The following is a 25188-nucleotide window of genomic DNA, read 5'->3' as shown; positions in this document are numbered from 1 at the left end:
GGTCATAAGTGTGGCTTAATAAGCTAGCCGGTTTTTTTACATAGTTCTGCAGAATATTATCCCTACTTTCAACTAAACAACCAATAAATGGCCTCTGATCAAAAATTTGTAGACTTTGTACTGGAACAAGTCGAAAATGCAGGCGAAATAACTGCCAAAAAGATGTTCGGTGAATATGGAATTTATTCCGATGGAAAAATATTCGGACTCATTTGCGATAATAAACTATTTATAAAACCAACCAATTCAGGAAGGGAATTTATTGGCGATATCGTTGAGGCAGCTCCATATCCGGGAGCAAAACCATTTTTCTTAATCGAAGACAAAATTGAAGACAGAGGATGGTTAAGCGAGCTGATTCGAATCTCCGTAAAGGAACTGCCGGTTCCAAAGCCCAAAAAGAAGAAGAAACAGAGCTGAAACCGGCCCCGCTTTCGCGATTCGGTTAGCCATCATAATCAATGTCCAGATTAAACTGGTAAAGCAGACCAGCAAGATTTAATGCAGAAAATTTTGCCTGTTTGACCTTATTAACAGAGGGATCAAAACTGAAATTTCTTGCCGTACGGAAGTCTGATTTTTCTAACACAGTCCGGACAAATGTTGCCCCGGAGAGGTCACAGTTATGGAATACGCTGGAAGTTAAATCTGCTTCTTCAAAATCAGCTTCTTTTAGTGAGCAGTCTGTAAATTTGGTTTTCCTAAGCTTGGTGCCATAAAAGGTAGAATAATCCAGATGGCTCTGCTCAAAGCAAAAAGAGAATAAAAACTTGTTGCATTTTGAAAAATCAATGCCCAACACCTTACAACCTGTGAATGTAACATCCTTAAATCCGGTACCTGTAACTATCGTGAGGGAGAAATTACATTGTTTAAAATGACAGTCCATGAAGTCATTATGGCTCAGGTCACTTTTGGAAAAATCACAATTAACAAATTCGCAATTGATGAATTCCCGATTCTCCAGCCGCTTGTCTGCATAATTGATGCCGGTAAATGTTTTGCCTTCGTGGGTGGTGGTTTCACTGGAATTGTTCATGGAAATCTAGCTATAACGTCAATAATTTATTAATAATTTGTTCTTTCTTTTCGGCACTGATGCCATAAATGCCAAGATTATCTGCATACCATAGCCCATCTGCAACAAGTATAATAATGAGGCTATTGATGTCCTGATCGGATACAGATCCACCGGTAATATGCTCCGTAAACCAATCCTCCCACATTTTCTTATAATGCTCGTTAACAAGTGCAGCCTGTAAAATGACTTTCATAGTTCTGCGGTAGTGGAGGTCACTGCTTTTGTTGATCACAAAACGCAGAAATGCAATAGGGGCAATGTGGTTGCCCGAAGTTTTTTTTTCTTCAATGACCCATTCCGTCAGCTCTGCAAGACTCTGGCCTACCAGTTCTTCCAGCAATTCTTCCTTATTGCGGAAATGATGGATAATGCCTCCTTTACTCAATCCGGTTTGATCGGCAATGGCCTGAAAAGTCACCTGGAACCAGCCAGAAGTAGCGCCGATCTCTGCTGCGGTATTGAGAATCAGTTGCTTATTGGCTTCCGGCTCTTTTTTTCTTTTGTATGGATTCTCCATTTCTCAAAGATACCGAACGAATGGTTTGTTTGCAAATTATTTATACATTTGTTATCTCAATCAGATTTTTTATGTCCGGATATATCATCATATTATCAACGGTAATTCATACGCCAATGGATTTACAGCACATTCATCAGGCTATCGTGACTTTCCATGGGGTCTCAGAATGGTCTGTCGATCTTGAGGATTGTGATCAGATATTACGTGTGGCCTGCACTGAAAATATTGGCCTGGAACTGGTAAAAAGCCTGGAGCGCATGAGGGTAAGTTCTTCGGTGCTGGAGGTATTCGATGAAAATGGCATTTCTTTGCAGAATTTTGTTTCAACATGACCTCTCTAGTCCCGAAGCCGTTTCAACTTCAGACCACCTGATAAATATAATATTGCAATACCTACTGCGATGATAGAATAAAACGTGCCGGTTAGCGTACTTGTACCACTCAGCCCATCAGCTAATAGTTCTCCCAATCCCCTTAGAAAATAGATTCCTGAGATGAGGTAAATCCCGGATTTTTGAAAAGGTAACCACATCCATTTTTTTGTAGCTGAAAGTCCATATAAACCAAACACAAAGAATACAAGAGCAACAAAGACGGTTAATGCATAGGGCAAAGTATAATGTAGGGCAGAAAGCTCTTTCATTTGATGCGCTACTCCGGTTAGTCTGAACATTTGCTCCGCCCGAAATAAACCTGCAATATGTCCAAACGAAATCAGAATATTCAAATATCCTCCAATTGTGAGCATCATATTAGCTTATAAATGGGATGGTATAAATTGCAATTCCGATCATAAACATAATGGTGACCACCATATTTACAGGATCTTTAAATGGCAATTGTTTCTGATAAACGAATTGTTCAATTGTTCTGCCGAGCCAGAACATGGAAGATCCGATCAGTATCATATTCCCAAGGGGAGTAGCCAACAGGTCATCTGTAAAAAAGAAACACAGGAAAGAATGCAAAAAGAAAATATAGATGATCCGGAGATTTAAGATCTGCATTACGGCTTCGTTGCCCGGATCGATTTTTTTCAGCACGGTCTTCCACCTTAATTTATTCCAGAACATGCAATGAAACAGACCAAAGAGCAGACTATGTATACCACCGATGATTAATAAGGTTTTCATGAGATTTAATTTATCTCAAAACTCTATTAAATTATCCCGAATTCATTTGATATAGATCAAATTCCGTTTCTGGGATTTCGAATCCTGCTAAGCGTTTCTAAGGTGATCCCGAGAAAGGAGGCGATATGGCTTAAAGATACCCGTTGGGTAATATGCGGATACACCGCCAACAGGTTGTTGTATTTTTGTAACGCAGTTTCAAATTGCAAAGAGACCAGCCTGCGCTGAAGTCCGATCATCGTTTTGGTAGTGGAGTACCTGGCCAATCTTTCTATGTCATGGTGCTGATCACAAAGTTTCATTATTGATTCCTTGGGAATGATCATGATGGTCGATTTTTCCAATGTTTCAAAATAATGGTCACTGGGTTTTTCAAGAAAGAAGCTGTTGATCTCACAGATAAAATCAGTCTCAAAAGCAAACCAGTCGCTGATGTCTTTTCCATCTTTCAGATAGTAAGCCCTCAAAGCTCCTGTGATGATAAACATTAAAGCTTTGGAATACTGATCTGCTTTGACAAGTATCGTGTTTTTCTCAAATACTTCGATCCTTGAACATTCCTTTAATGCCTGCCTGCTATCCGCCTTCAGTTTTACGTATCTTTTGCCGATCAGATCTAATGCTCCATCCAGACTTATCATTTCATCCATATTTGTTTTCCAGCCTGTTTGCAATACACAAAGCTATATTTAAAATCCTGATTGAGAATATGGAAAGGAAATAATCAAATATATACGGCTGTTATGATTGTAATTCAAAATCGTATTTATATTTTGCAGCCCCTTAAATGATATAAATATGGCTGCAGGTTTTTTTGCGATTTTGGATGATATAGCTGCTTTGATGGATGATGTTGCCGTGACGGCAAAAATAGCAACGAGAAAAACTGCTGGTATTTTGGGCGACGATTTGGCGGTGAACGCAGAAAAAGCAACTGGATTTTTGTCTTCACGTGAATTACCCGTGCTTTGGGCAATTACCAAGGGTTCATTTATTAACAAGCTGATCATTGTTCCTATCGCCTTATTGTTAAATGTATTTTTTCCTGTTGCAATTAAAGTCATCCTGGTTTTAGGCGGGTTTTACCTGGCTTATGAAGGAGTAGAAAAAATAATTGAATATTTTTTCCATCGTCCAAAAGAGGGGCATGAAGTTATTGCAGAAGTAAAGGAAGATGGTATTGATGCCGAAAAAACAAAAGTTAAGTCTGCAGTAACAACAGATTTTATCCTATCTGTAGAGATTGTAATCATTGCTCTGGGAACAGTCCTGGAACAACAGCTAATGATACAGATCCTGACTGTTTCTGTTGTGGCATTATTGGCAACAATCGGTGTTTATGGCATCGTTGCATTGATTGTAAGAATGGATGATCTTGGCTATAAATTGATCAAACGTTCCAATGATAAAGGATTTTTTGCAGGCCTTGGCCAGATACTGGTTAAATCACTCCCGGTGATTATCAGGATTCTTAGCGTAGTCGGAACGCTCGCATTGATCCTGGTTTCAGGTGGTATTTTTGTTCACAATATTGAATATTTGCACCATGTATTGCCATCAATTCCCTCGACAGTTAAGGAATTAATGTTTGGATTAGTGGGTGGATTGATTGCGGTTGCACTGGCAACCGCGGGTAAAAAAGTAATTTCCTTAGTTAAGCGTTAACTTAATAAGGTCTTTAGTGGCATTGTAAAGTGAATTCTGCTTCTTCAGTGGTTTTGTCGTAAAAAACATAGATTAGCCCTACATCGCCCCACATTAAGCCTGCCTGCTCTTCTGAATCTATTTGAAAGAGTAATTTCATTGGCTCAATCCCTCTTAGAGGGGTTGCTTCTCCCTGAACCCAGTTTGGATAACCACCGATCTGACTTCTGTAATCCTGTTCACCGATCAGCTTTTCCACCGCATTCTGGTAACTGCCCCATGGTTCGTCTTCATTTAAAATACAGGATAAATTTGACGCATGTCTGGAATAAATTTCAAGGCCTTCCCAGTCAGGCAATGATGGTACAGTGGTAAATGTTACTTCGCAATAGCTGGATACTTCTAATTCAGTAGGCTTTTCAATCTTTACCATTTGTGCTGTATTTAGTGTGGTATATGTTTTTACCAGCCATCCATCATCGTTAGTATCCCAGGGAAACGCTTCCCAGTCGTAAAAAAACTGAACCAGTTTAATGTTCCCTGGCAGGTTTATTTCCCCATTATTATAAATCTGGAAGATAAAATCCAGGTGTTTACCATTTTTTGCTTCAGGCCATTCTTCTCCTTTTTCAAAATAAGGATTTCCGCCAAAATGAGAAAGTAAGGAGGTGTTTTCTAATGGCTTTGCCGCTTTTTTAACCTCAATTTTTGTGGCAGATCGGATCAGCGGTTTTATAAGATTTTCTAAATCTTCAACTGAACTCAGGTTAGCCTCAGATAATTCTTTTCTGTACTGATCAAAATGTGAACTCATTTCCTTCTTTTTTTAGATTTACAAACGTTAAAAACAGCATGCTCAGGAGTCGGTATCTGCTGTATATTCTTTTAAAATGTTCACTGACGGCGCAAAGAACAAACTTCCTGTATGTGCGGTACTGAAATCCAGTATCCTGTCATAATTTCCTGCCGGAGCTCCGATAAACATTCGTTCCAGCATTTTATGTGTCGTACTGAAGGTATTCGCATAGGCGATAAAGTAGGTGCCAACTTCATTTTTAGCAGGATTTCCGAAGGGCATATTGTCTCTTACGATCTTGAGTTCATTGCCTTCTTCATCTTCTATATTAGCCAATGCACTGTGGGAATTATCGGGCTTTACCTCATCCGGCATCTCAATGTCACTTGACTTATATCGTCCGATCACTTTTTCCTGTTCTTCAACAGGCAACTTTGCCCAATTCCCCATGTTGTGCAGGTATTTTTGTACAAAAAGATAGCTTCCTCCTTTATGGTCCGGATCTTCATCACCAACAGTGGCGAAAAACTGTCGCTGCTCACCTGTAGGATTTTCTGTACCATCTACAAAACCAAGTATAGATCGTCCATCCCAATACCTGAACCCATGTACTTCTTCCAGACAATCGGCTACAGGCTGTAATACTTCTGCGATGGCGCTGATCATATCAAAACAAACAGACATATCGGTCCCGCGCAAATGAAAATGCAGGTCTCCGGGAGTCGCAATTGCGGTATGCTTTGATCCGCAGATGGCCTCAAAATTTTTCAGTTCTTTAGGAAGTGGCGTTGGTAATGAAAGTTGAACCCAGGCATCATGGCCAATACCCATTACACAACTTACCCGCCCATCCGGAATACGCACCGCATAGGAATGGTTCAGATTGGCCACCAGGCTGCAAAGTTTTTCGAACGCAGGCTTGATTTCTATGGCATGCTTAAACTTCCAGACAGCGAAAATGGTGTTGTTATTCGGGTAGTCAGTCACATTTTGTGATTCCTGTACTATTGCTTTTTTCATATCCTCAGATTCATGAACAGAAATCTTCCACCTATTGGAATTTTCGTCCTCAATTGCAAAAATGAATAAATTGCTGAAGACTCCTGTGAAAATTAATTATTTATTAGTTTCGCCTTGTACCTGATGATTTTTTTGAATGACCGGGATGTATCAATTTCATTATCTTAGTGGTTGCCAGATTAAATGGGATGTATGAATGATAACGATACCACACGGCTTTCAAGGCTGACCGCAATTTTAATCCAATTCCAAACGAAACGACTTTTGACAGCACCAGAGCTGGCGAATAAATTTTCGGTCAGCAGCCGGACAATTTACAGGGATATAAAAGCACTCGAACAGGCGGGGGTGCCAATCCTGACCGAAGATGGAAAAGGCTACACTTTGATGGAAGGGTATAAAATTCCCCCGGTGATGTTTACGGAGAACCAGGCCAATGCTTTAATCCTTGCCGAGCAATTGGTGCTAAAAAACAAAGACACTTCTTTCATCAGAAATTATGTGGAAGCGATTGAGAAAATCAAAGCTGTATTAGGTCATACTGTAAAGGACAAAGCAAACCTGCTTTCTCAAAGAACCCGGTTTAGTCAGAACATGAGCAGGGAAAAAAATACCAGCAACTTGTCTGATTTACAGTTTGCACTCACTAATTTTTATCTGATAAAAATTGAATACAGCAATGAAGCCAGCGAAACGACAACGAGGCTGATCGAACCTTTTGCCTTACTTAGTACACAGGAAAACTGGCTTCTGGTGGCCTGGTGCCGGTTGCGAAAGGAGTTCAGGTATTTTCGTCTGGACAGGATAAAAAAAATGGAAATGCTCAGCGAAAAGTTCGAACCTCATAAACTGACGCTCCAGGAGTTTTTCGACAGGTCCCGTTAGTGCCTGCATTAATTAACGAGCTATCCTTAACCCTTGACATAAGGTTGTCACCAGGTAGGTTTACATTTGTGGCATGCAAAAAGAAGATATAGAAACATTTTGTCCGGCAAGCCAGGAAGATTGGAGAAATTGGTTAAAAGAACACCATGATTCAAAGCAATCGGTTTGGCTGATCTATTATAAAAAGCGGTTCAATATTCCAACAATAACTTATAGCGATGCGGTTGATGAAGCGCTTTGCTTTGGCTGGATAGACAGTACCAGAAAATCACTTGATGAGGAGCGGTTTACGCAGTTCTTTTGCAAGCGGAAGCCGAATAGTGTATGGTCAAAAGTGAATAAGGAAAAGGTGCAGCAATTAATGGAGAAAGGGTTGATGACTAAAGCCGGTTTAAACCGTATTGAAACTGCAAAACTAAATGGTTCCTGGATCATTTTAGATGAGGTGGAAGCGTTGAAAATACCAGAAGACCTGACCAAATCGCTCGAAGCCAACCAGATTGCAAATGCATATTTTCTGAGTTTAAGTAAGTCGGTAAGAAAAAGTATCTTACAATGGCTTGTCCTTGCCAAACGCCCCGAAACCAGAGAAAAAAGAATCGCCGAAATTGTCGGACTTGCCGCCCAACACCTGAAACCGAAACAGTTTAGCTGATAAAAGATGAGATCTGTCACTAATCATCAGCATTATAGCAATTTGATAATTGCTGATAACGATGGCATTCTTTACCTCTCCGATAGCTTCATATGCTTTAGCAGGGGAGTTCCGGTTCTTCAATTTTATTGAATTTCTTCTGAGTGATACGACATCTTATATTCTTTATGACCAGTGCCTTCTTCCATACCTTCTTCCTGAATGATAAAGCCATGCTTCTTATAAAATGCTACCGAATTCAGGTTTTCCGTATACACATCAAGTTCCAGGTTTTGGTACAATTGCTTCACAAAATCGAGCATTTGTTTACCTATTCCTTTACCTTGTTCAAACGGAGCAACAAAAAGTGCTGCGATATAATGATCTTTCATGGAAATAAACGCAAGGAGCGCTGCATCTTCATTTTCATATACAAATGTTTTGCTGTTAGGAAGGTAAAGCTCCCTCATTTCCTCCGACTTCCCTTTCCAGTAAGCCTCAGGGATGAAATCATGGGCAATTATGGAAGCGTCCAACCAGATTTGGACTACTTGATCCATGTCTCCTTGCTCAAAATCTCTGATCATATTTCAAATTCTTTAATTAAACTCCCTACAAAAATCATCTCAGGACTATTACTTACAAAGTTATCCATTTTCCAGCTTCCAAAAAGATGGTTCTGTTTCAGACCCGATTCCCGGATCAACCTAGAAATTTCTTCATAAGTCGGGAAAGTTATTCCGGAATAGGCATTGTAAATGGTTCCGGAAGCTAAAACATCATAGAATGTGCCATAAATCACCACTTCCTTTTCTAGCCGGAAGGTATTCCAACCAATTACTTTCCCGAAAAACGGATGAATAAATGTCCTTAAAGATTGCTCCTTAGTCCAGGATTCCCATTCTTTTGGAACAGGGTTTCTGGAATCAAAAATGAATACCCCATGCTCATTTAAATGCCTTTTGATGGTCAGCAAAACTGCTTTTCTATCTTCGGCATTCAGGAAAACCTGAAATACATGTCCGGATAAAATAATCAGGTCAAATTTCTGGCCTAAGTCTAAAGTTCTGGCATCTCCCTGTACCCATTTCACCTCATTGGTCTTGGTTTTAGCAATCGCAAGCATCTCTTCAGAATAATCAACGCCAACGACTTCTTTATTATTCCGGCACAAAGCAGCAGACAAAGTCCCTGTACCACAACCAAGATCGAGTACGGTCCTGGCTTCTTCAGCAAGCTTTAGATATTGGTCATAATCTTCAGACCAGGTATTGTCAAAATCGTAAAAGGTGGTCAGGTTTGAATCCCGATATAATTGATCTGTTTGCATTTTTATTTTTTTATCCTTTCATCATCCCAGGCATGCCTGGTTTCTATTAAGAAAGAGCAATGCTGAGCAATAGCGCAGCCAAATATAATCCTATTCCATATATCGCGTGCGCTTTCAGACTTCTGAATCTTGCGAGTGCCGGATTAGGTGTTTTGGAAGCGGCAATACCAAACCCAAATGCTGGTTGCATCATAAACCAGGGGGCGATGGTCGTTAAAAGACCAATGGTAATGGCAGGCCAGAAAGTGGGTTGGTATGCATAGCCTGTACCCCAAATGAGTAACAGTAAAAAGGCAAAAGAAATGCCGATAAGGTAATGTGCTAACCATCCAAGCGCCCGCTCGTTTTTAATTGGAGCGGTCTGTAAGATGTTCTTATGGGAAAATACACCGTTCTTAAAATGTCCGATCCAGCGGCCTACGATTCTGTAATCCAGAGAAGCAATGTTAAAAAAACGTTTGATGATGACCGCATAAATGTCCATGACTATGGTCGCGCCTACGCCAATGATCAATGAAAAAATAACGAGTTCTAAATAGGTATTCATTTGTATTATCTTAAATTAAATATTTCGGTTGATAGTGCCATATTGATGGCAGATCCAGCCTGTGATCCGGTCGAAACTGCTGTCGCAACAGAACGGAAAGCAGAATTGTCACCACAGGCATACAGTCCGGGAATCGTGGTTTGCTGTACACTATCAAGTTTTAGTAATCCCTGTTCGGTGAGCCCGGCACCCAATTCTACCGGAATTTTACAGTGTTGTTCAAAAGCCGGTCTTGCATACAGGGCCGTTAACGAATGGGTTGAATCATCTTGTCCCAGGATACCGGAAAGCTTACCGCCCTGGTGCACCAGCGATTTTATCTTTTGTTCTACCACCCTGATGTTGTTCTTCCGGAGCAACTGCTGTTGATCAGAACTGAAATTAGCCGGGCCATCCGTAAAAATGGAAAGCTTATTTGTCAGGTTTGATACCAGCTGGGCATAGTGAAAGGCCACATTGCCATTGCCTAAAATACCCGTCTGCTGTCCTTTAACTTCATACCCGTGGCAATATGGGCAATGTAAGATCGATATTCCCCAACAGTCGGAAAATCCCGGAATAGGGGGCATAATGTCTTTTAAGCCTGTTGCAAATAATACTTTTTTTGCCAGAAGGACCTTTCCTGAAGCGGTGCTGAGCTCAAACAGATCCCCTTTTTTCTGCATTTTTAAGGCAATATCTTCGTGGAAGGATACGGTATCATAGTTCAATACCTGCTGCTTAGCATTGCTGGAAATGTCTTTTGGTTTCTTACCATCCTGAGTAATAAAGTTATGAGAATGTGGGGTCTGTCTGTTGCAGGGCAATCCACTGTCAATGATCAGCACCTTCCTTAAAGAACGTCCTAAGGCCATCGCTGCAGAAAGACCTGAATAACTGCCGCCAACAATAATGACATCAAAAACCTGTGGGGCATTGTCCTGATCAAATGCTGCAAAAGACATCAGGCTTCCGGGAATTGCCAGTGCAGAGGATAACAATGCACTTTGTACGATAAATTTTCTTCTGTTAATCATTGATGTAATTCTCTATGCAATTGATTCCGTTTTTAGTGATCACAGTCGAGATGTTGATATTGGATTCCACACAGAAAATACCGTTTTTCTGAAGCCTGGAAGAGAGGTAACGCTCGGCATCCATTGCAGCCATACATCCGGAACCAGCTGCGGTAACGGCCTGTCTGTATTCACTATCCTGCACATCTCCGCAGGCAAATACACCTGGAATATTGGTCTTTGCAGAACCAGGAATGGTCTTGATATAGCCATTGTTATCCAGAGAAAGATCTGCTTCAAAAATCTTTGTATTCGGGGTATGCCCTATGGCGATAAATATGCCTTGTACAACCAATGTCTCCTCCTTATCTCTCTTCTTATTGTATATTTTGGCTCCATTTACGCCATGGTCATCCCCAAGAATCTCGCTAAGCTCGGTATTGAATAACACATCAACATTGTCAATATGTGCTAAGCGGTCCTGCATGATTTTTGAAGCTTTAAAGGTGTCTTTTCTAACCAGCAGGTATACTTTTCTAACCAGATGGGATAAAAAGGTAGCCTCTTCTATAGCCGTATCACCACCACCAACCACCACCACATCTTTATCTTTATAAAAGTAACCATCACAAGTGGCACAGGCAGATACCCCGGCACCATAATATTGTGCTTCAGAGGCCAGGCCAAGCCATTTTGCAGAAGCACCGGTCGCTATGATAATGGTTTCTGATAAGAGCCGCTCACCGCTGCCGGTGGTCACCTTAAATGGCCGTTCATTAAAATCGATATGGATGACCTCACTGTTTCTTATTTCTGTTCCGAACCTTTCTGATTGCTGCTTAAGATCTTCCATCATCTGTATGCCCCGGACACCATCCGCATATCCCGGGAAATTATCTACCTCTCCGGTAGTGATCAATTGGCCCCCAATCTGAAGGCCGGCAAATAAAACAGGATTAAGCCCTGATCTGGAAGCATAGATCGCTGCAGTGTAACCTGCCGGACCAGACCCTATAATTAAACATTTTCTTTTTTCCATCGATTTTTTATTTTAATAAGGCACAATTCTTCTTCAGAATGGTTATTTAAGATTTTCTATTTGCTGGATAATATCTTTTTCAGATATCAGGCCGGTATGTCTCCAGAAAATTTCTCCGTTTTTGTCCAGAAGTACCAATGTAGGGACTGCTCTGATGGAGAAATCGCTGGCTATTTGTGCCTGTTTATCAATGTCTATTCTTTTGACATCCGCATGTTCGGTCATTTTTATTTCTACCTGATCGATAACCGGAGTTAAAGCCCTGCAAGGTCCACACCATGTAGCCGAAAATTGAAGCAGGACTGGTTTTTCAAGATTGTTGAAAATATTCATTTGTGATGAGATGAGATATGGTTTGATTTTATCTTAATGAGGTCAATTCTTCAGTTAGCGAACGTTCGGACAGCATGCCTGAATTTCTCCATACCTCCTGGTTCTCTTTCAATACCACAAATGTGGGGATCGACCTGACGTTATACTGGCTGGCCATAGCCTGCTCCTGGTCAACATCTACCTGAAGAATAGTCAACCATTCATAGTCTTTTTTCATTATGGAGGCTACAATTGGCATCATCATTTTACAAGGCTGGCACCAGTCTGCATAGAATTGCAAAAGTGTTAATGATCCGGTTTCGGGAATGTGTTGTGCTGAATTCGTCATGATTCTTAAATTTGATAGCACAAAATTATCCGGATTTGGAATGCCAGGCTAACACTTATAGGAGGGAAACTGGCACATATCACAGGTGATCACCTGTTCTTTATCATGGCAATGTAAAGCTCAGGCCCGGGAATCAGAAGAAATAACTTTCCAGCTCCCGAATAAGGTTAATCCGGCTGCTTTAGCCAGAGAAATGGAAGCCAGATTATCCCTTTGACAACGGTACTGTGGTTCATAACCTTGTTCGAAAGGAGATTTGCAAATGGAACGTACCAGTTTTCGGGCATGCCCCATTCCCCTGAACGGGGCTAAGGTTAAGATCCACAGATCAGCAATCTGAGCATCCTCCCATGGCTAACCAGCGTAAAATCATCATCTTTGTAGAGCAGTGTCCCATTGCGCAACGGTTCCTGCCAGAAATCAATTACAGGCTGTGAAAACAAAGGCATATACCTTACTGATGTTTATGTTTTTTTCTATACTGCAGGGGAGTTAAGCCGGTAATCTTTTTGAAAAAACGGCCAAAATAAGAATCATCCGTGAAATTGAGGTCCGTAGCAATCATGGAAACAGTCTGGTTGGTCTGCATCAAACGTGACTTTGCCTCCTGTATCAACTGTTTTTGAATGAAATAACTTGCAGAAAAACCCGAAACTTCTTTTACCATATCATTCAGGTAATGCGGGTGCACACACAAAATTCCGGCATACTCATTTACCTGTTTTTTCTCCAGAAAGTGCTGGTTCACCAGGAGCTGAAACTGTGCTACCAATTGCTCTTTCCGGCTGAGGCTGAAAGCTTGATCAACAACCTTGTGGTTATAAATACGTTCAGCTTCGAGCAGGATGATATTGAGAAACATTCTGACGAGTAAATCGTCATTAAAGGTGCTCTTCTGGCAATTTTCACTGTTCAGTTTCCAGAACAGATGCTGCATCATCTGCGTTTCTCTTTCTGATAAATTCACGTAGGGTACCTTATCCAGCTGAAAAAAAGGAAACTGGTTAAGTTTGATCTGATGTTTGAGGCAAAGGAGAAAATAGTCTGCATCAAACATACAGAGGATTCCTTTTAGATCTTCGCTCCATGATTCAATGGAATGGAGCTGATTTTCAGGAACAAAATACATGCTTTTCGGACCGAAATGATACTTCTGATGCCCGATGACTTCTTCAACTTCTCCCTCAGACAAAAGAACAATGCTGTAAAATTTTCTACGGGACTGATGACCGATATGCCGGCTATGCAGTTTCTGCAGATCCTCTAAAGCAATGATTTCAAGGAAACCTTCTCCATGCGAATATTCCAGATGATTACATTCCGTACAATAGGAATACTGAGCATCCTGAAGGTAAAACTCTTTGAATTCCTGTACCGTATTTATTTCTTTAATCTTTGAAGAAGTACTCATTTTTGTAGAATTAGATCATGAAGATTTGATGGATAAAGGTTTTACCAGGCGCTTCCGAGGTCCTCTTTCCAGTCGTAGGGCAGGAGCTCGGCCAAGGTCAAAATTACACCATCTTTAACCTCAACGGTTGCCCTTAAGTTTTCTTTTGACAGTTGGCTGATCAATTCCCGGCACCTTCCGCAGGGAGGAACGGCATTTCCATTTTCATTCACCGCTACCATAGACCTGATCTTGCTTTCCCCGTTTTTCAACATTTCTGCTACGGCACTATGCTCTGCACAAAATCCCATGGAACAGGCCGTATCAATACTGATCCCGGTATAAATATTTCCGTCAACGGTCTCAATAGCTGCGGCAACACCACCATATTCAATGAAATCATTCAGCTTTCTGGAGCCGGCATATTTCTGTGCGGTTTGTTTTAAGTTTAAGCTTTCCATATCGTGTTTAATTTGTGTTATGGTTTCCTGGATACACTGATGATTAAAATCGGAGGCCTGTCCAGATGCTGCTCAAGGTCTGGTCTTCCCGACAATACTGCCGCAGTCGGTACCGGCTCTTCCATATGGTCTATTTGAAAACCCACTGCCATTAAATCCCTAACTATTGTGCTTAATTTCCGATGGTATTTTACCACACCTTCCAGAAACCAGTTCTGATGTCTTATTCCTTCGTTTGCATAACCAGCCACCGGCCATACTTTTGTTCCCTCTGTCGTGATCCATCCTTTCATTAAGGCAGTGCAGACCGGATGCTCAATGGAGAATATAAATTGTCCACCCGTCTTAAGGCCCTTGTAAATGCGATCAAATAATCCGGGTAAATCCTCGACATAATGTAAGGTCATGGAGCTGAGGATCAGATCGAAATGGTTTTCCCTGATGGCGTAATCTTCAACGGCCGAACAGACCAGTTCGACACGGTCGGCAGGTATTCTTCTTTTGAGCTCATCCAGCATTTTTCTTGAAATGTCTACACCAGTCACACTCCCCGGTGATTTCGTCAGTATATAGGCGAGTTGTTGTCCAAGTCCGCAACCAATGTCTAAAACATTTGACCCAGCCGGATTTTTAATCAGTTTCCTGATTACCGGTTGTTCGATCAGTTCATTGAGCCCCTTATCATTATCCCGAAGGTCTTTATATTTTTCAAAGAATACGGGGTGGTCATAAATATTCTGTTTCATTGCTATAATTGATTATACCATTTTACGGCTTTTTGCTCTTCTCTTTTTATAAATGAATCCTTTGCGTCATTGTATTCATTTCCATCTTTCCATTCCTGCAGACTTAACTCTTCTTTCAGTTGCTGATATCCGGCCCTGACTTCAGGATGAGTACGAAGGTAATCACGGAACGCGATATGACGTATCCAGTGTTCGGAATTCAATGGCAATATATGGATATGGGCTAAACGGAGGGTATGGTTATGTAGTTCTTTAGGAATCATATCGCCGGGTTTGATATGAACGGGTAAGGATAAACTTTGTGGGGAATCCTTCAGCTTTACAAAGAACCTGCGGTAGGGCATATCCAGGTTGTAATTTTCATAATAGACATAATCTTTTTCCATCAGCGATGGCGGACAAAGATCGAGATCAGCAGCGCGCTTAAGACCGATCATGATGTCCAGGATTGGCTTAGCGGATAAACCATTCACCGATGTGCTGCCAATATGCTCAATCCGGGGGTTCAGAAAACCAAGCACGTTTACCAGTTCTTTTTCAATATGCCCGAAAGCTTGTTCCCATAATGGGTTGTGTTTTTCAAATGTAATCTTCATATTAAAATTTCTTTGGCATCCATAGCGGATCTAAAAGGTAATGATTCAGGATTTTAAGCATCCTGCTCGCCCGGCGGATCCCAATCCTCCGGGCAGTACCCTGACTAAACGTTTTAGATGTCACTTCACGGAAACCTATGTTTTTATAGGCGTTAATTGCCTGCTTATTGTCAACAGAAACATCCAGTTGTAAATGTGTTAACCCATTTTCGAAAGCCACTTTTTCAAGTTCATGAAACAACAGGCGGCTGATTCCTTTTCCCCGGTATTCTGCCTTCACGGTGATGGCATCAACATAAATATAGGTCAAAGGTACTTCATTTGGGAAGTAAATTCCCAATTGCAGAATCTTGTACAAGCCCTTGATCAGTCCGTATTGCTTCAGCATTGCTTTCGTATCCAGCACCATCATATGTCTTTCCTTATAGCTGTAGCCAGCGATGCCTACCAGCTCATTTTTATCTGAAACAACAGCAATCACCTGCTCCTTATTGATTAACGAGGACATCATTTGTTGTATTGCAGACCTGGATCCAAAGAAATAACGGAATTTATCTTCAAAAGCATCCGAAAAGAGTTCGCTGGCCTCCATTATAAATTCCGAGGGTAGGGTTCTATAAATATTCATACATCAGGAGTAAATTATTGTGATCAGTTTTTATAAGTCAGGTACCTCCAGATCCACTCCACAGGCCCATATTTAAAGTGTTTTAACCATAGGTTACTCAGCAGAATCTGAAAGCCGATAATGGCAATAGAAATCAGAAATGTATAAAAGGGGCTGACCTTTGAATACAAGGCGAATCCAAAACCGGAAAACAGGAACAGACAGATCAGGGATTGCAGGAGGTAATTTGTGGCAGCCATCTTGCCTACTGCCGTAAATGGCTTCAAAATTATTTTCCAGGTCTCTTTTCTGAGCAACAGGATGATGGAACAGATGTAAAAAATCCCGATCGTCGGGCCGGCAATATAAGTTCCGGCCACCTGCATCAGATTAAAAGACAAACTGTTTGTAGGGGCATTAAGATACAGAGTACTGGCAATGCCAATCGGAAGTCCGATAATTAATGCACCAACCTGAACATTGCGGATCAGTGATTCGTGTTCTTTTAAGTTGTCAAAAATTTTTCTTACTCCGGCATATGCTCCCAATAGGAACATCGCGAAAATCTGAGGGGCGATAGACAGGTATCCAAGTCGTGTGTCCCTTAAATCCAGAAGATTCTGTTGAAAAATGCCAGACAAATCTCCTTTCTGATAAACCGCTATCGCATTCCATGCCATTTCTTTTTTTTGGAGGAGAACACCCGGATCTTCTGCAAAAAATGAACTCCCAAATATCAGACCTCCGACGATAAATATAGACACTGGAATGATCAGCAGATAAAATGCCCAGGTAAGCAGGCGTTGCGGAGTGGAATTCCAGAAAAACATGAGCATAAAGCCAAGTACACTATAAAACAAAAGGACATCGCCGTACCAGATAAAATATCCATGAAGCAATCCAATCAGGAGTAAAATAAACAGCCGCCGGGAAAAAAGCTTTTTAGGGCTATCCGTTTTCATTTCTGCACGCTTCATGAAAATGCTAAACCCAAGTCCGAAGAGAAAAGAAAAAACAGAAATGAATTTCCCTTCTCCAAAAAAATGGATGAGCTTAATGGTCCATTGATCTAAGTTTCCATGCCAGAAATCAGATTGGTCCATATGTAATGCAGGAAAGGAAAACAGGGCCATATTTACAATCAGGATTCCCCATAATGCCATGCCCCGTATAATGTCTATTTCGTGTATTCTTTGTCCGGCATTTGCCGGGGGAGATGTAGATTGATTTTTCATTTTTTTTTCGTAATTAATTAGATAACCTCCTTTTTTTTGCATAGCAGTCCCCTGCCGCTCTGCGCAGCACCTTTTTTGTAAGCCCTGAAGAAAGTTTTATCTATCCAGCCATTTTTTTAGAAGCCTTGATCTGTCTCTGCTCACGACCAGCTTTTCGGGAGTCTCGGGCTTAAGAACAAGGGTAAGTTTCCCGTTAAAGAAATTATGTATTTTTGAGATAGACTGGCTACTGATCAGGTATTGCCTGCTCACCCTGAAAAATATATCCGGGTCCAGTTGCTCTTCCAGCTCTTCCAGCGTAAATGGGATCACATACTCATTGTCGTTTTTAACAACTGCTTTTGTAACCCTGTATTCTGTTACAAAATAACTGATCTCATCAACAGACAAGGCGAGATAGGAGTCTTTTATAGGCAATAGAAACCTGGACCGGTAGTTCTTTTTTTGCTGTGTCAGAATCGCCGAAATGTCATTCAGGGTAGAAGGCATAAAAGGCATTTTAAGACTGGCCTTAAACTTATCTATGCTCTGCTGCAGCTCATTTTTGTTCACGGGTTTTAACAGATAATCTACACTGTTAACCTTAAATGCCCGCAAGGCATACTGATCAAATGCAGAGGTAAATATAATAGGGCATTTGACCTCGGTTTTCGTAAATATATCGAAGGATAAGCCATCGGTTAGACGGACATCCATAAAAATAAGATCCGGGTCCTCATGCTCTTCGAGCCAGTTTACCGTATCCTCCACACCCTCCAGAATGGCCAGAATCTGCACTCCTGGCTCTACTTCCTGTAAAATTTTAGCTAAACGCTGAGAATTGTGGATCTCATCTTCAATAATCAATACCCTCATTATATTTTAGTATTTAAATCCAGTAATGGTAGTTTTACAATAAATTCTTCGGCTGTTTCCAGGATCAAAAGCTTTTTGTCTGAAAGCAGTGCATAGCGGTCAATGATATTCCGAAGGCCAATCTTACTCGAATAATGTAGATTAGGCAGCTTTTGGAGGTTATTGCTTACAATGATCGTATCATCCTCTGCCGATATGTGTATTTTTAAAGGATGGCTTTTAGAAGCAATATTGTGTTTAACCGCGTTTTCTATTAAGATCTGAAGCGCAATAGGAGGGATTCCCCTATGAGCTGAATCCGCAATGTCATCGATAACAATATCCAGGTTATTTCTGAAACGTATCTTGATCAGGTAGATATAAGAAGCTATAAATTCCAATTCACTTTCAAGTGAGACCACATTTTTGTCGAGATTAAAAAGCATATACCGGTGTACCTGCGACAAGCTTTCCAGAAAATCCTGAGCCTTATCCGGGTCTTCTGAAATCAGACTGGATAAGGTGCTGAAATTGTTAAATAGAAAATGTGGATCCAGTTGCAGCTTTAATGACTGAAGCTGAGATTCCAGCACCACCTGTTTTAGGGTGGAGGTTTCTAATATCGAATCTTTCCATTTCCTGATCAGGTAATTCCCCGAATGAATGGTGGTAATGACCAGTGATAAAATGATGATGATAAAAAGAAGCTGTCTGAAACCAACGAGGTCGTCATCGAAAGCTTCAGAATCTTCGTAGAAGATGAAATTTGTACAGTAAATAAAAACGGCTAATATAGAGGAGATAGAAATGCACTGAACGATCAGCTGAGTAATGAATCTTTTTCTGGTAGAAGTTTCCCATGGAATAAATCTTTCCATCACTCTGTAAATGAGTAAACTAAGTTCCATGATCGTCCATCCTATCAGGAGAAACCAGATGATTTCCAGGAACGCTTCCATGCTGAACTCGAGCGTAATGATACTTTGTAGCTCGCTGATGGGATTGATAAAAATAAGGGAAAGCACCAGACCACAGGAAATGATGAAACTCATTAATAATTTAAATACCCAACTCTTGTTTGTTGACTTCATTCTCGTCCTTTTATTCGTACTGATCTGACTCTTTAATAGAGTGCTTTCCTAATTCTTTATTCGTCCCGGTCCTTTATTCCTGCTGAATGCTAAGCTCCGGTAATTTATTGATGCCTCAAATTTAGGCTAAACTTCTTCATGAGACCTCAAGTTAGGTACTGAACTGACCGAAATTATTCCTGAAATAACCTAAACTCCTTTTCAATCGCTTCCATATCTCTGTACTCAAAGATTTTGCAAGAGGCTACTGTTCAGTGGTCAGGAATTACGTTTCAAGATAAAATTGAGAGAGTTCAGTCAATTTATCACCCTGTAATTATCATGGCCCTCTTAGTTTTGACCATCATTTTAAATTATGAACATGCGTACCTTAAATCTATTTATTATTATCTTTTTATGGAGCACTATAAATGTATTTGCTCAAAAGCCCATCAGCGGAAAGGTCGTTGATGAACTCAATCTGGGATTGCCCGGCGCTACTGTCGTTTTAATCCATCTGGCCGATTCTGTAAATAAACAACACATCATCACAGACGGAGAGGGCAGGTTCTCATTTAACAAAGCGGCCTTCGGAAAGTATATGATGGAGGTTTCTTACCTGAATTATAAAAAACTGTACCGTCAGCTTGAGTTCCGGAAAGAACCTATACACGACCTGGTTCTAAAACTGGAACCTGATCAGACCGTTTTGTCTGAAGTAGAAATTGTGGCCAGAAAACAGGCACTCGCGATAAAGGGCGGAAAAACAACCATGAATGTTGAACAAAGTCAGCTGGCCCAGAGCCAGTCGGCATTTGACCTGCTGAAAAGCCTTCCGGGTGTCAACGTCAATAAAGATGGGGAGATCAAAATCAAAGGCAAAGCAGGGGTAGTCGTGATGATTGATGGAGAACCTGTGGAAATGGGAAGTAATCAATTGAAAAGCTTACTGAAATCTACTCCCGGAACAACCTTAAAGACGATTGAGGTCATGAACCGCCCCCCATCGAGTATGGATGCTGCGGGAAATGCAGGAGTGATCAATTTTGTATTTAACAAAAAAGTGAAAAAGGGTTTTAACGGATCATTATCCTCCGGTATCAGTAAGGGACGGTATTATAAAACAGATCACAGTCTGGCACTTTCTTATGGAGATGATAAGTGGGACATGAACTTTCTGTATTCCTATGATTACGACCACAGCTGGCAGAGAGATAGCCTTTTCAGAATTTCGACAGTTTCCGGAGAACCCACCCAAATGGGACAAGTGCAGGTCAATCCATCAAAGTCTAAAGGCCATCTTCTCAAATTCGGATTGGAAAGGAACTTCGATGATAAAAATTCCTTAGGATTCAATTTCACATTTAACGATGTTCAGAATCCTATACTGGGGAACACGATCACCAGTTTTGAGAAAAACTACCGTCCTGATGCCCTGGTTCTTCAAAGGAACGACCTGCGGACCAAGCTCAGAAACTGGGATGGAATCCTGAAATACCAGCATAAATTCGATGAGGATAAAACCTTAAAATCGTCCTTTCAAGCCACGATTATGGATGCCGGCAACCGGGAAGACTATCAGATCAGGCGGATGGAGTATCAACAACCGGCAGGATCATATACGAGATACAGAAACAGCTATCCTTCCAAAATCGATAAATTCGTCTTCAAAACGGATTATACCCATAAAATTGCAGACTTCATGAAGTTTGAAACAGGGGTTAAAAGCAGTTTCAGTAAAATCAGAAACAGCCAGCAGTCTGAACAATACTTAAATATGGGCTGGACTCCTGACCCTTCACGTGGAAATCAGTTTCAATACAAGGAAGCCATCCAGGCAGCATATGCACTTTTTGAAATGAATACCAAAAAGTGGAACTTCAAAGGAGGATTGCGTGGGGAATTTACCCATGTCAAAGGAGACTCCGCTTCCAGTAAGAATCTGGTCCGTCAAAACTACTTTTCATTGTTCCCGAATGTCGAAATCGGCTATAGCCCAAATGAGGATTATAGCGTTACCTTAGGATACAGCAGAAGAATAGACCGACCTGAGTACGACAAGTTAAATCCTGCGGTCAGATACCTGGATTCTTATACCATAGAAAAAGGTAATCCATATTTGAAGCCTCAGTTTTCAAACAACCTGGAGCTGAGTCAGCAATTTTTCAAATTTATAGACCTGACAGTAGGGTATAGCGCGTTGAAGGATCCTATTTATTACAGCTTCATCACCACGCCTAACCTTCAGTCTTACTATACGACAATCAATACAGGAAAACAAAACCAGTGGTCTGCAGCACTTTCTTTCCCGGTTCCGGGAGTGAGCTGGTGGGAAAATTACCAGAGTATTTATGCATATACGACCGAATTTAATGCCACTTTAGAAAATAGTGTGGTAAGTGAAAAGGGCAAAAGCCTTGGTTTTTATTCCTACAACTCCTTTAAACTCCCATGGGATTTAAGCATGGAACTATCTGGATGGTATGAAAGTGGTGGTCTTCATGCAAATTTTAAATACAAACCAATGGCAGAAGTAAACGTTGGGATGAACAGGAAATTCTTAAACAAAAAACTAAATGTAGGACTTTCTGTATCCGATCTGTTCTATAATGGAATTTTCAAGGCTGATATTGTATCTAATCACAATCAGGTCTTCAAGATCGACTCCCGGTCCGACTCCAGAATTTTTAAACTGAGCTTAAACTGGCAGTTTGGAAAAACAAATAAGAAGGAAGAAGAACCAAAAGGTCATTTCGACAATAACAGGTTCCCTGGCGGAAAATCAAAAGCTCCGGGTAAATCAGGAGGATCTTCTGAGTAATTCCAGATCCTACCTATTCTTTAGATCCCATATGCGCTTAACGGAAGGGAAGGCGCATGTGGGATCTATCACATCTACAGCGTTTCTTTAATTTTCAAAAGAACAAACCTGAATTTTCCGTATTATTGGGTATTAATGCTTTGCCAAATGATGACGCTTAAAAAAACAGGTTTCTTTCTTTTTTGCTGTGCCTGTCTTTTCAGTTGCATCAGCCTGCATGCACAGCAGAAAGATACACTGAACAAGCCCGTTACCAAAGACAGCTCCAGACAGGACTTTGTAACCAGGATGCAGGACTTCGCAAAACGTTCTTCAGAGAAAAGCAGGGCAGAATTCGATGCAGATAAGGCAACCATCGCTCAGATCAAAACATTTGACGGCATTTTGCGGACCATGCAAAAGGCAAAGATTTACCTCAAAGGCAACCTGGATACACCCGGTATCAAAATTGATATCAAAGAAATTGATGAACATTATGCCATTGCAGGAGATGGTGTTTTTACCAATAAAGGCACTGCTCAAACCTTCCGTAACCTCACCGCTACCTCAAAAATATTGGCCCAGCTCGTCAATAAAGCGAATGCCAGAAAACTGAAATTAGATGTTCGCCAGCAGGAACTGAATGATTTCCGTTATCAGCTGGATTCCCTTTTAAGTGTACCTGCATTGTTCAAATTCCCTAAAGATTCGACCACTTTGATGAAATACATGCAGAAGATCAAATTGGTAGCTTATGAAACTGTACCCATAGATTCAGCCCTTAAACAGGCCAGCAATAACATACAGACCTTGCTAAATCAGGTCAACCTGACTGTCTTTAAATTGCAAAGCAGTTTAGAAGAAATCGATGGCTATCAGAAAGAGATGGCAAGCCATACTTACAAAAGAGAATTTAACAACCTTTGGGCACCTCAAAGCAGTTACAGACCTTTTGGAGAAATACTGGAATTTTCGAAAACGAAAGGATTACTGACCTTAAGCTTTTACGCTGAAAATAATGCAGGCAAACTCTTCTTACTGATCCTGCTTACTGCAACTTCCTTTATTTATTTACGTTCGCTTAAAAGCATCTATAAAGAATCGAACCTGCTGAAAACAGATTTTGATGGTCAGATCGTGCTCAGGTATCCATTGCTTTCTGCCATGCTGCTTGCCACGAGCTTGTTTCAATTCTTTTTTCTGTCGCCCCCATTTATTTTGAATGTGATCTTCTGGACCATATCCTGTTTTTGTCTGAGTATCATCTTTAAAGACTATATAAGCCGGTATTGGATGTGGGTATGGCGGATGATGGTGGTTTTCTTTCTGATTGCTGCAGCAGGAAACCTGATATTGCAGGCCTCCAGGATGGAAAGGTGGTTTATGCTGGTGATTTCCCTGCTGGGTGGAATAATGGGGCTGCTCACACTCATAAAAGGACATCGGGAAGAGCTGAAGGAAAAATGGATCACCTATTCCATTGCTTTTATGGTCTTCCTGGAACTGGCATCAGCATTGGCAAATCTGTTTGGCAGATATAATCTTTCAAAAACACTGTTTATCAGTGGTTTCCTCAACGTGATCATTGCCATTCTTTTTCTTTGGACGGTACGCCTCATCAATGAGGGGCTGTTCCTTGCTTTTAATGTATACTCCGGACAGGACAAGAAGCTCTTTTACCTCAACTTCGAAAGGGTAGGTAAAAAAGCTCCGGTGTTATTTTACCTGTTACTGATTCTGGGCTGGATGGTCTTGTTCGGCCGGAATTTTCCTTCATTTGATGACTTATCCCAGCCACTTCAAAATTTCTTTGGTCAGGAACGTACACTGGGCAGTTATACGTTTAGCATCAACAATCTCCTGCTTTTCATCGTGATCATGATCATTTCAGTGATTGTATCTAAGGTCGTTTCTTTTTTTGCATCAGACCGGAATGTTTCTTCTGGTAAGGATAAAACAGAACGGCAGGGAATAGGAAGCTGGTTATTGCTGGTCCGGATCTCGATCCTCTGTATCGGATTGTTCTTAGCCGTTGCAGCATCCGGAATCCCGGTCGACCGCATCACGATTGTGTTGGGGGCATTGGGGGTTGGCATTGGTTTTGGACTACAGACGCTGGTGAACAACCTGGTGAGCGGGCTGATCATTGCATTTGAAAAACCTGTGAATGTAGGGGATATTGTGGAGATCGACGGGCAGGGGGGGAAGATGAAATCTATCGGTTTCCGTAGCAGTGTGATTTCTAACTGGGATGGTGCCGATGTGGTGATGCCGAATGGAGATTTACTCAACGCGCACCTCATCAACTGGTCGCTGGGAGGAAACCGCAAAAGAATAGCCATCAAAATAGGCATTGCATATGATGCAGACCTCGAAAAATGCAGGCAATTGCTGACCGATATTTTAAACAATGAGGAACGGATCAGTAAAAATCCTGGACCCCTGGTGCACTATGAGCAGTTCAATACGAGTACCATCGATCTGAGCGTATATTTCTGGACCAAACATATCGGAGACACTTCTGCAACCAGGAATGACCTGATCATGTCCATCGTCGCTGCTTTTAAAGACAATGGAATTGCCATCCCATTTCCTCAGCAGGACATCCACCTTTACCATCTTGATCAGACAGGTAAGTCTGACTGAAAACAGCAGAATTCAAAACTTTTTTGTAATCTTGAGTTTTAGCCTATGTCAAAATTCAAAGATCTTTCCGGTCATAAATTTGTTTTAGGGTTTGATAAAAAGGACAAAGTTGCTTTTGCAAAGAAGGATAAGCCTGCCTTTACAGAGATGGATATAGTAAAAAGACAAGTGATATGACCAAAAAAGCAATAAGTCCGGACCAAAGGATTAAAATGTTGATCGAAACATTTGAAACTTTTGGCTGGCGAAATGATGGACATGCAGATGTTTCTACACTTTGGTGGTTTACGGAAGTGATCGTCTTAACTTCTTATTGGCATCCAATCGGTAGAAAGCTATTTCTATTCTTACTCATTGACCCCCTGGAATATCCGGAAAAAAAAGTAACAGATGTCGGAATTTCCTTAACGCTGGCCACTGATAAAAACTTGATGGAAACGATTGCTCTTAAAGAAATAGAACTGCCATTTTTAAAAGAGTATTGTGCAAAAATCAACCTCCTTATCCTAAAATAATAT

General features: G+C 41.0%; 30 protein-coding genes. 8 read left to right on the top strand and 22 right to left on the bottom strand.

The window, feature by feature from the left end; translation table 11 throughout:
* Positions 1–87: 87 nt before the first annotated feature.
* The gene (locus BUC20_RS20690) at positions 88–420 is read left to right on the top strand and encodes a TfoX/Sxy family protein (protein ID WP_073232987.1); all 333 of its coding nucleotides are present in this window, start codon (positions 88–90) and stop codon (positions 418–420) included.
* Positions 421–445: 25 nt separating this feature from the next.
* Here BUC20_RS20690 and BUC20_RS20685 read toward each other — a convergent pair whose 3' ends face one another.
* Both BUC20_RS20685 and BUC20_RS20680 read right to left on the bottom strand, forming a co-directional pair.
* Positions 446–1039 (bottom strand): pentapeptide repeat-containing protein, encoded by a 594-nt coding sequence (locus tag BUC20_RS20685; RefSeq protein WP_073232986.1) that lies wholly within the window; start codon positions 1037–1039, stop codon positions 446–448.
* A 10-nt stretch (positions 1040–1049) separates the two neighbouring features.
* On the bottom strand, positions 1050–1598 hold the full coding sequence (locus tag BUC20_RS20680; RefSeq protein WP_073232985.1) for a TetR/AcrR family transcriptional regulator: 549 nt from the start codon (positions 1596–1598) through the stop codon (positions 1050–1052).
* 71 nt (positions 1599–1669) lie between these two features.
* Between BUC20_RS20680 and BUC20_RS20675 the strand changes: the two genes are divergently transcribed.
* Positions 1670–1933 carry a hypothetical protein gene (locus BUC20_RS20675; protein ID WP_073232984.1) on the top strand — a complete coding sequence of 88 codons (264 nt, stop codon included), beginning with the start codon at positions 1670–1672 and terminating at the stop codon, positions 1931–1933.
* A gap of 5 nt (positions 1934–1938) precedes the next feature.
* Here the strand turns inward: BUC20_RS20675 and BUC20_RS20670 are convergent, their stop codons facing one another.
* The 3 genes from BUC20_RS20670 to BUC20_RS20660 are packed head-to-tail and all read right to left on the bottom strand — an operon-like array spanning position 1939 to position 3384.
* A complete protein-coding gene (locus BUC20_RS20670; RefSeq protein WP_200800981.1) occupies positions 1939–2352 on the bottom strand; it encodes a hypothetical protein in 414 nt (137 codons plus the stop codon).
* A gap of 1 nt (position 2353) precedes the next feature.
* Complete coding sequence (locus tag BUC20_RS20665) at positions 2354–2734, bottom strand: hypothetical protein (protein WP_073232983.1); 381 nt, start codon at positions 2732–2734, stop codon at positions 2354–2356.
* A 56-nt stretch (positions 2735–2790) separates the two neighbouring features.
* On the bottom strand, positions 2791–3384 hold the full coding sequence (locus BUC20_RS20660; RefSeq protein WP_073232982.1) for a Crp/Fnr family transcriptional regulator: 594 nt from the start codon (positions 3382–3384) through the stop codon (positions 2791–2793).
* Positions 3385–3532: 148 nt separating this feature from the next.
* On the opposite strand from BUC20_RS20660, the gene BUC20_RS20655 reads away from it, so the two are divergent.
* Positions 3533–4399, top strand: a complete 867-nt coding sequence (locus BUC20_RS20655; RefSeq protein ID WP_073232981.1) for a DUF808 domain-containing protein — start codon at positions 3533–3535, stop codon at positions 4397–4399.
* Positions 4400–4412: 13 nt separating this feature from the next.
* Here BUC20_RS20655 and BUC20_RS20650 read toward each other — a convergent pair whose 3' ends face one another.
* Complete coding sequence (locus tag BUC20_RS20650) at positions 4413–5192, bottom strand: DUF1963 domain-containing protein (protein WP_073232980.1); 780 nt, start codon at positions 5190–5192, stop codon at positions 4413–4415.
* A gap of 42 nt (positions 5193–5234) precedes the next feature.
* Entirely contained in the window at positions 5235–6194 is a 960-nt protein-coding gene (locus tag BUC20_RS20645; RefSeq protein ID WP_073232979.1) for a Dyp-type peroxidase, read from the bottom strand.
* Positions 6195–6386: 192 nt separating this feature from the next.
* Here BUC20_RS20645 and BUC20_RS20640 point away from each other — a divergent pair, with 192 nt between their 5' ends.
* Together BUC20_RS20640 and BUC20_RS20635 are read left to right on the top strand one after the other, a co-directional pair.
* A complete protein-coding gene (locus BUC20_RS20640; protein WP_073232978.1) occupies positions 6387–7079 on the top strand; it encodes a helix-turn-helix transcriptional regulator in 693 nt (230 codons plus the stop codon).
* A gap of 73 nt (positions 7080–7152) precedes the next feature.
* Positions 7153–7734 (top strand): YdeI/OmpD-associated family protein, encoded by a 582-nt coding sequence (locus BUC20_RS20635; RefSeq protein WP_073232977.1) that lies wholly within the window; start codon positions 7153–7155, stop codon positions 7732–7734.
* 125 nt (positions 7735–7859) lie between these two features.
* Here BUC20_RS20635 and BUC20_RS20630 read toward each other — a convergent pair whose 3' ends face one another.
* The 15 genes from BUC20_RS20630 to BUC20_RS20555 all read right to left on the bottom strand — a co-directional run bounded on the left by BUC20_RS20630 (position 7860) and on the right by BUC20_RS20555 (position 19245).
* Entirely contained in the window at positions 7860–8300 is a 441-nt protein-coding gene (locus tag BUC20_RS20630; RefSeq protein WP_073232976.1) for an N-acetyltransferase, read from the bottom strand.
* On the bottom strand, positions 8297–9043 hold the full coding sequence (locus BUC20_RS20625; protein ID WP_073232975.1) for a class I SAM-dependent DNA methyltransferase: 747 nt from the start codon (positions 9041–9043) through the stop codon (positions 8297–8299). Before BUC20_RS20625 ends, BUC20_RS20630 begins: the two co-directional genes overlap by 4 nt.
* Before the next feature lie 46 nt (positions 9044–9089).
* On the bottom strand, positions 9090–9590 hold the full coding sequence (locus BUC20_RS20620) for a DUF2938 domain-containing protein (protein ID WP_073232974.1): 501 nt from the start codon (positions 9588–9590) through the stop codon (positions 9090–9092).
* Positions 9591–9595: 5 nt separating this feature from the next.
* Positions 9596–10606 carry an NAD(P)/FAD-dependent oxidoreductase gene (locus BUC20_RS20615; RefSeq protein WP_073232973.1) on the bottom strand — a complete coding sequence of 337 codons (1011 nt, stop codon included), beginning with the start codon at positions 10604–10606 and terminating at the stop codon, positions 9596–9598.
* Positions 10599–11624, bottom strand: a complete 1026-nt coding sequence (trxB, locus tag BUC20_RS20610) for a thioredoxin-disulfide reductase (RefSeq protein WP_073232972.1) — start codon at positions 11622–11624, stop codon at positions 10599–10601. The genes BUC20_RS20615 and trxB overlap by 8 nt, the downstream gene beginning before the upstream one ends.
* 42 nt (positions 11625–11666) lie before the next feature.
* Positions 11667–11957 carry a thioredoxin family protein gene (locus BUC20_RS20605; RefSeq protein ID WP_073232971.1) on the bottom strand — a complete coding sequence of 97 codons (291 nt, stop codon included), beginning with the start codon at positions 11955–11957 and terminating at the stop codon, positions 11667–11669.
* A 28-nt stretch (positions 11958–11985) separates the two neighbouring features.
* Positions 11986–12306 carry a thioredoxin family protein gene (locus BUC20_RS20600; RefSeq protein WP_262497432.1) on the bottom strand — a complete coding sequence of 107 codons (321 nt, stop codon included), beginning with the start codon at positions 12304–12306 and terminating at the stop codon, positions 11986–11988.
* A 433-nt stretch (positions 12307–12739) separates the two neighbouring features.
* The gene (locus BUC20_RS20590; RefSeq protein WP_073232969.1) at positions 12740–13696 is read right to left on the bottom strand and encodes a helix-turn-helix domain-containing protein; all 957 of its coding nucleotides are present in this window, start codon (positions 13694–13696) and stop codon (positions 12740–12742) included.
* 41 nt (positions 13697–13737) lie between these two features.
* Positions 13738–14136 carry a cytidine deaminase family protein gene (locus tag BUC20_RS20585; protein WP_073232968.1) on the bottom strand — a complete coding sequence of 133 codons (399 nt, stop codon included), beginning with the start codon at positions 14134–14136 and terminating at the stop codon, positions 13738–13740.
* Positions 14137–14153: 17 nt separating this feature from the next.
* A complete protein-coding gene (locus BUC20_RS20580) occupies positions 14154–14882 on the bottom strand; it encodes a class I SAM-dependent methyltransferase (RefSeq protein WP_073232967.1) in 729 nt (242 codons plus the stop codon).
* 2 nt (positions 14883–14884) lie between these two features.
* Positions 14885–15478 (bottom strand): GrpB family protein, encoded by a 594-nt coding sequence (locus BUC20_RS20575; protein WP_073232966.1) that lies wholly within the window; start codon positions 15476–15478, stop codon positions 14885–14887.
* A 1-nt stretch (position 15479) separates the two neighbouring features.
* A complete protein-coding gene (locus BUC20_RS20570) occupies positions 15480–16106 on the bottom strand; it encodes a GNAT family N-acetyltransferase (protein ID WP_084529117.1) in 627 nt (208 codons plus the stop codon).
* Positions 16107–16129: 23 nt separating this feature from the next.
* The gene (locus BUC20_RS20565; RefSeq protein WP_159441138.1) at positions 16130–17320 is read right to left on the bottom strand and encodes a DUF418 domain-containing protein; all 1191 of its coding nucleotides are present in this window, start codon (positions 17318–17320) and stop codon (positions 16130–16132) included.
* Between the two features lie 96 nt (positions 17321–17416).
* Complete coding sequence (locus BUC20_RS20560; RefSeq protein ID WP_073232963.1) at positions 17417–18175, bottom strand: LytR/AlgR family response regulator transcription factor; 759 nt, start codon at positions 18173–18175, stop codon at positions 17417–17419.
* Positions 18175–19245: a sensor histidine kinase gene (locus tag BUC20_RS20555; RefSeq protein WP_084529115.1), complete on the bottom strand. Its 1071-nt coding sequence runs from the start codon at positions 19243–19245 to the stop codon at positions 18175–18177. The genes BUC20_RS20560 and BUC20_RS20555 overlap by 1 nt, the downstream gene beginning before the upstream one ends.
* A 361-nt stretch (positions 19246–19606) precedes the next feature.
* On the opposite strand from BUC20_RS20555, the gene BUC20_RS20550 reads away from it, so the two are divergent.
* From BUC20_RS20550 to BUC20_RS20540, 3 genes are all read left to right on the top strand, one after another.
* The gene (locus tag BUC20_RS20550; RefSeq protein WP_159441137.1) at positions 19607–22045 is read left to right on the top strand and encodes a TonB-dependent receptor; all 2439 of its coding nucleotides are present in this window, start codon (positions 19607–19609) and stop codon (positions 22043–22045) included.
* A 147-nt stretch (positions 22046–22192) separates the two neighbouring features.
* A complete protein-coding gene (locus tag BUC20_RS20545) occupies positions 22193–24670 on the top strand; it encodes a mechanosensitive ion channel family protein (protein WP_234994566.1) in 2478 nt (825 codons plus the stop codon).
* Between the two features lie 173 nt (positions 24671–24843).
* Entirely contained in the window at positions 24844–25185 is a 342-nt protein-coding gene (locus BUC20_RS20540) for a hypothetical protein (RefSeq protein ID WP_073232961.1), read from the top strand.
* Positions 25186–25188 lie beyond the last annotated feature (3 nt).

It is taken from the genome of Pedobacter caeni (genome assembly GCF_900129215.1).
In the GTDB taxonomy this organism is placed as follows: domain Bacteria; phylum Bacteroidota; class Bacteroidia; order Sphingobacteriales; family Sphingobacteriaceae; genus Pedobacter; species Pedobacter caeni.
This window is presented reverse-complemented; position numbering and strand designations above follow the sequence as displayed.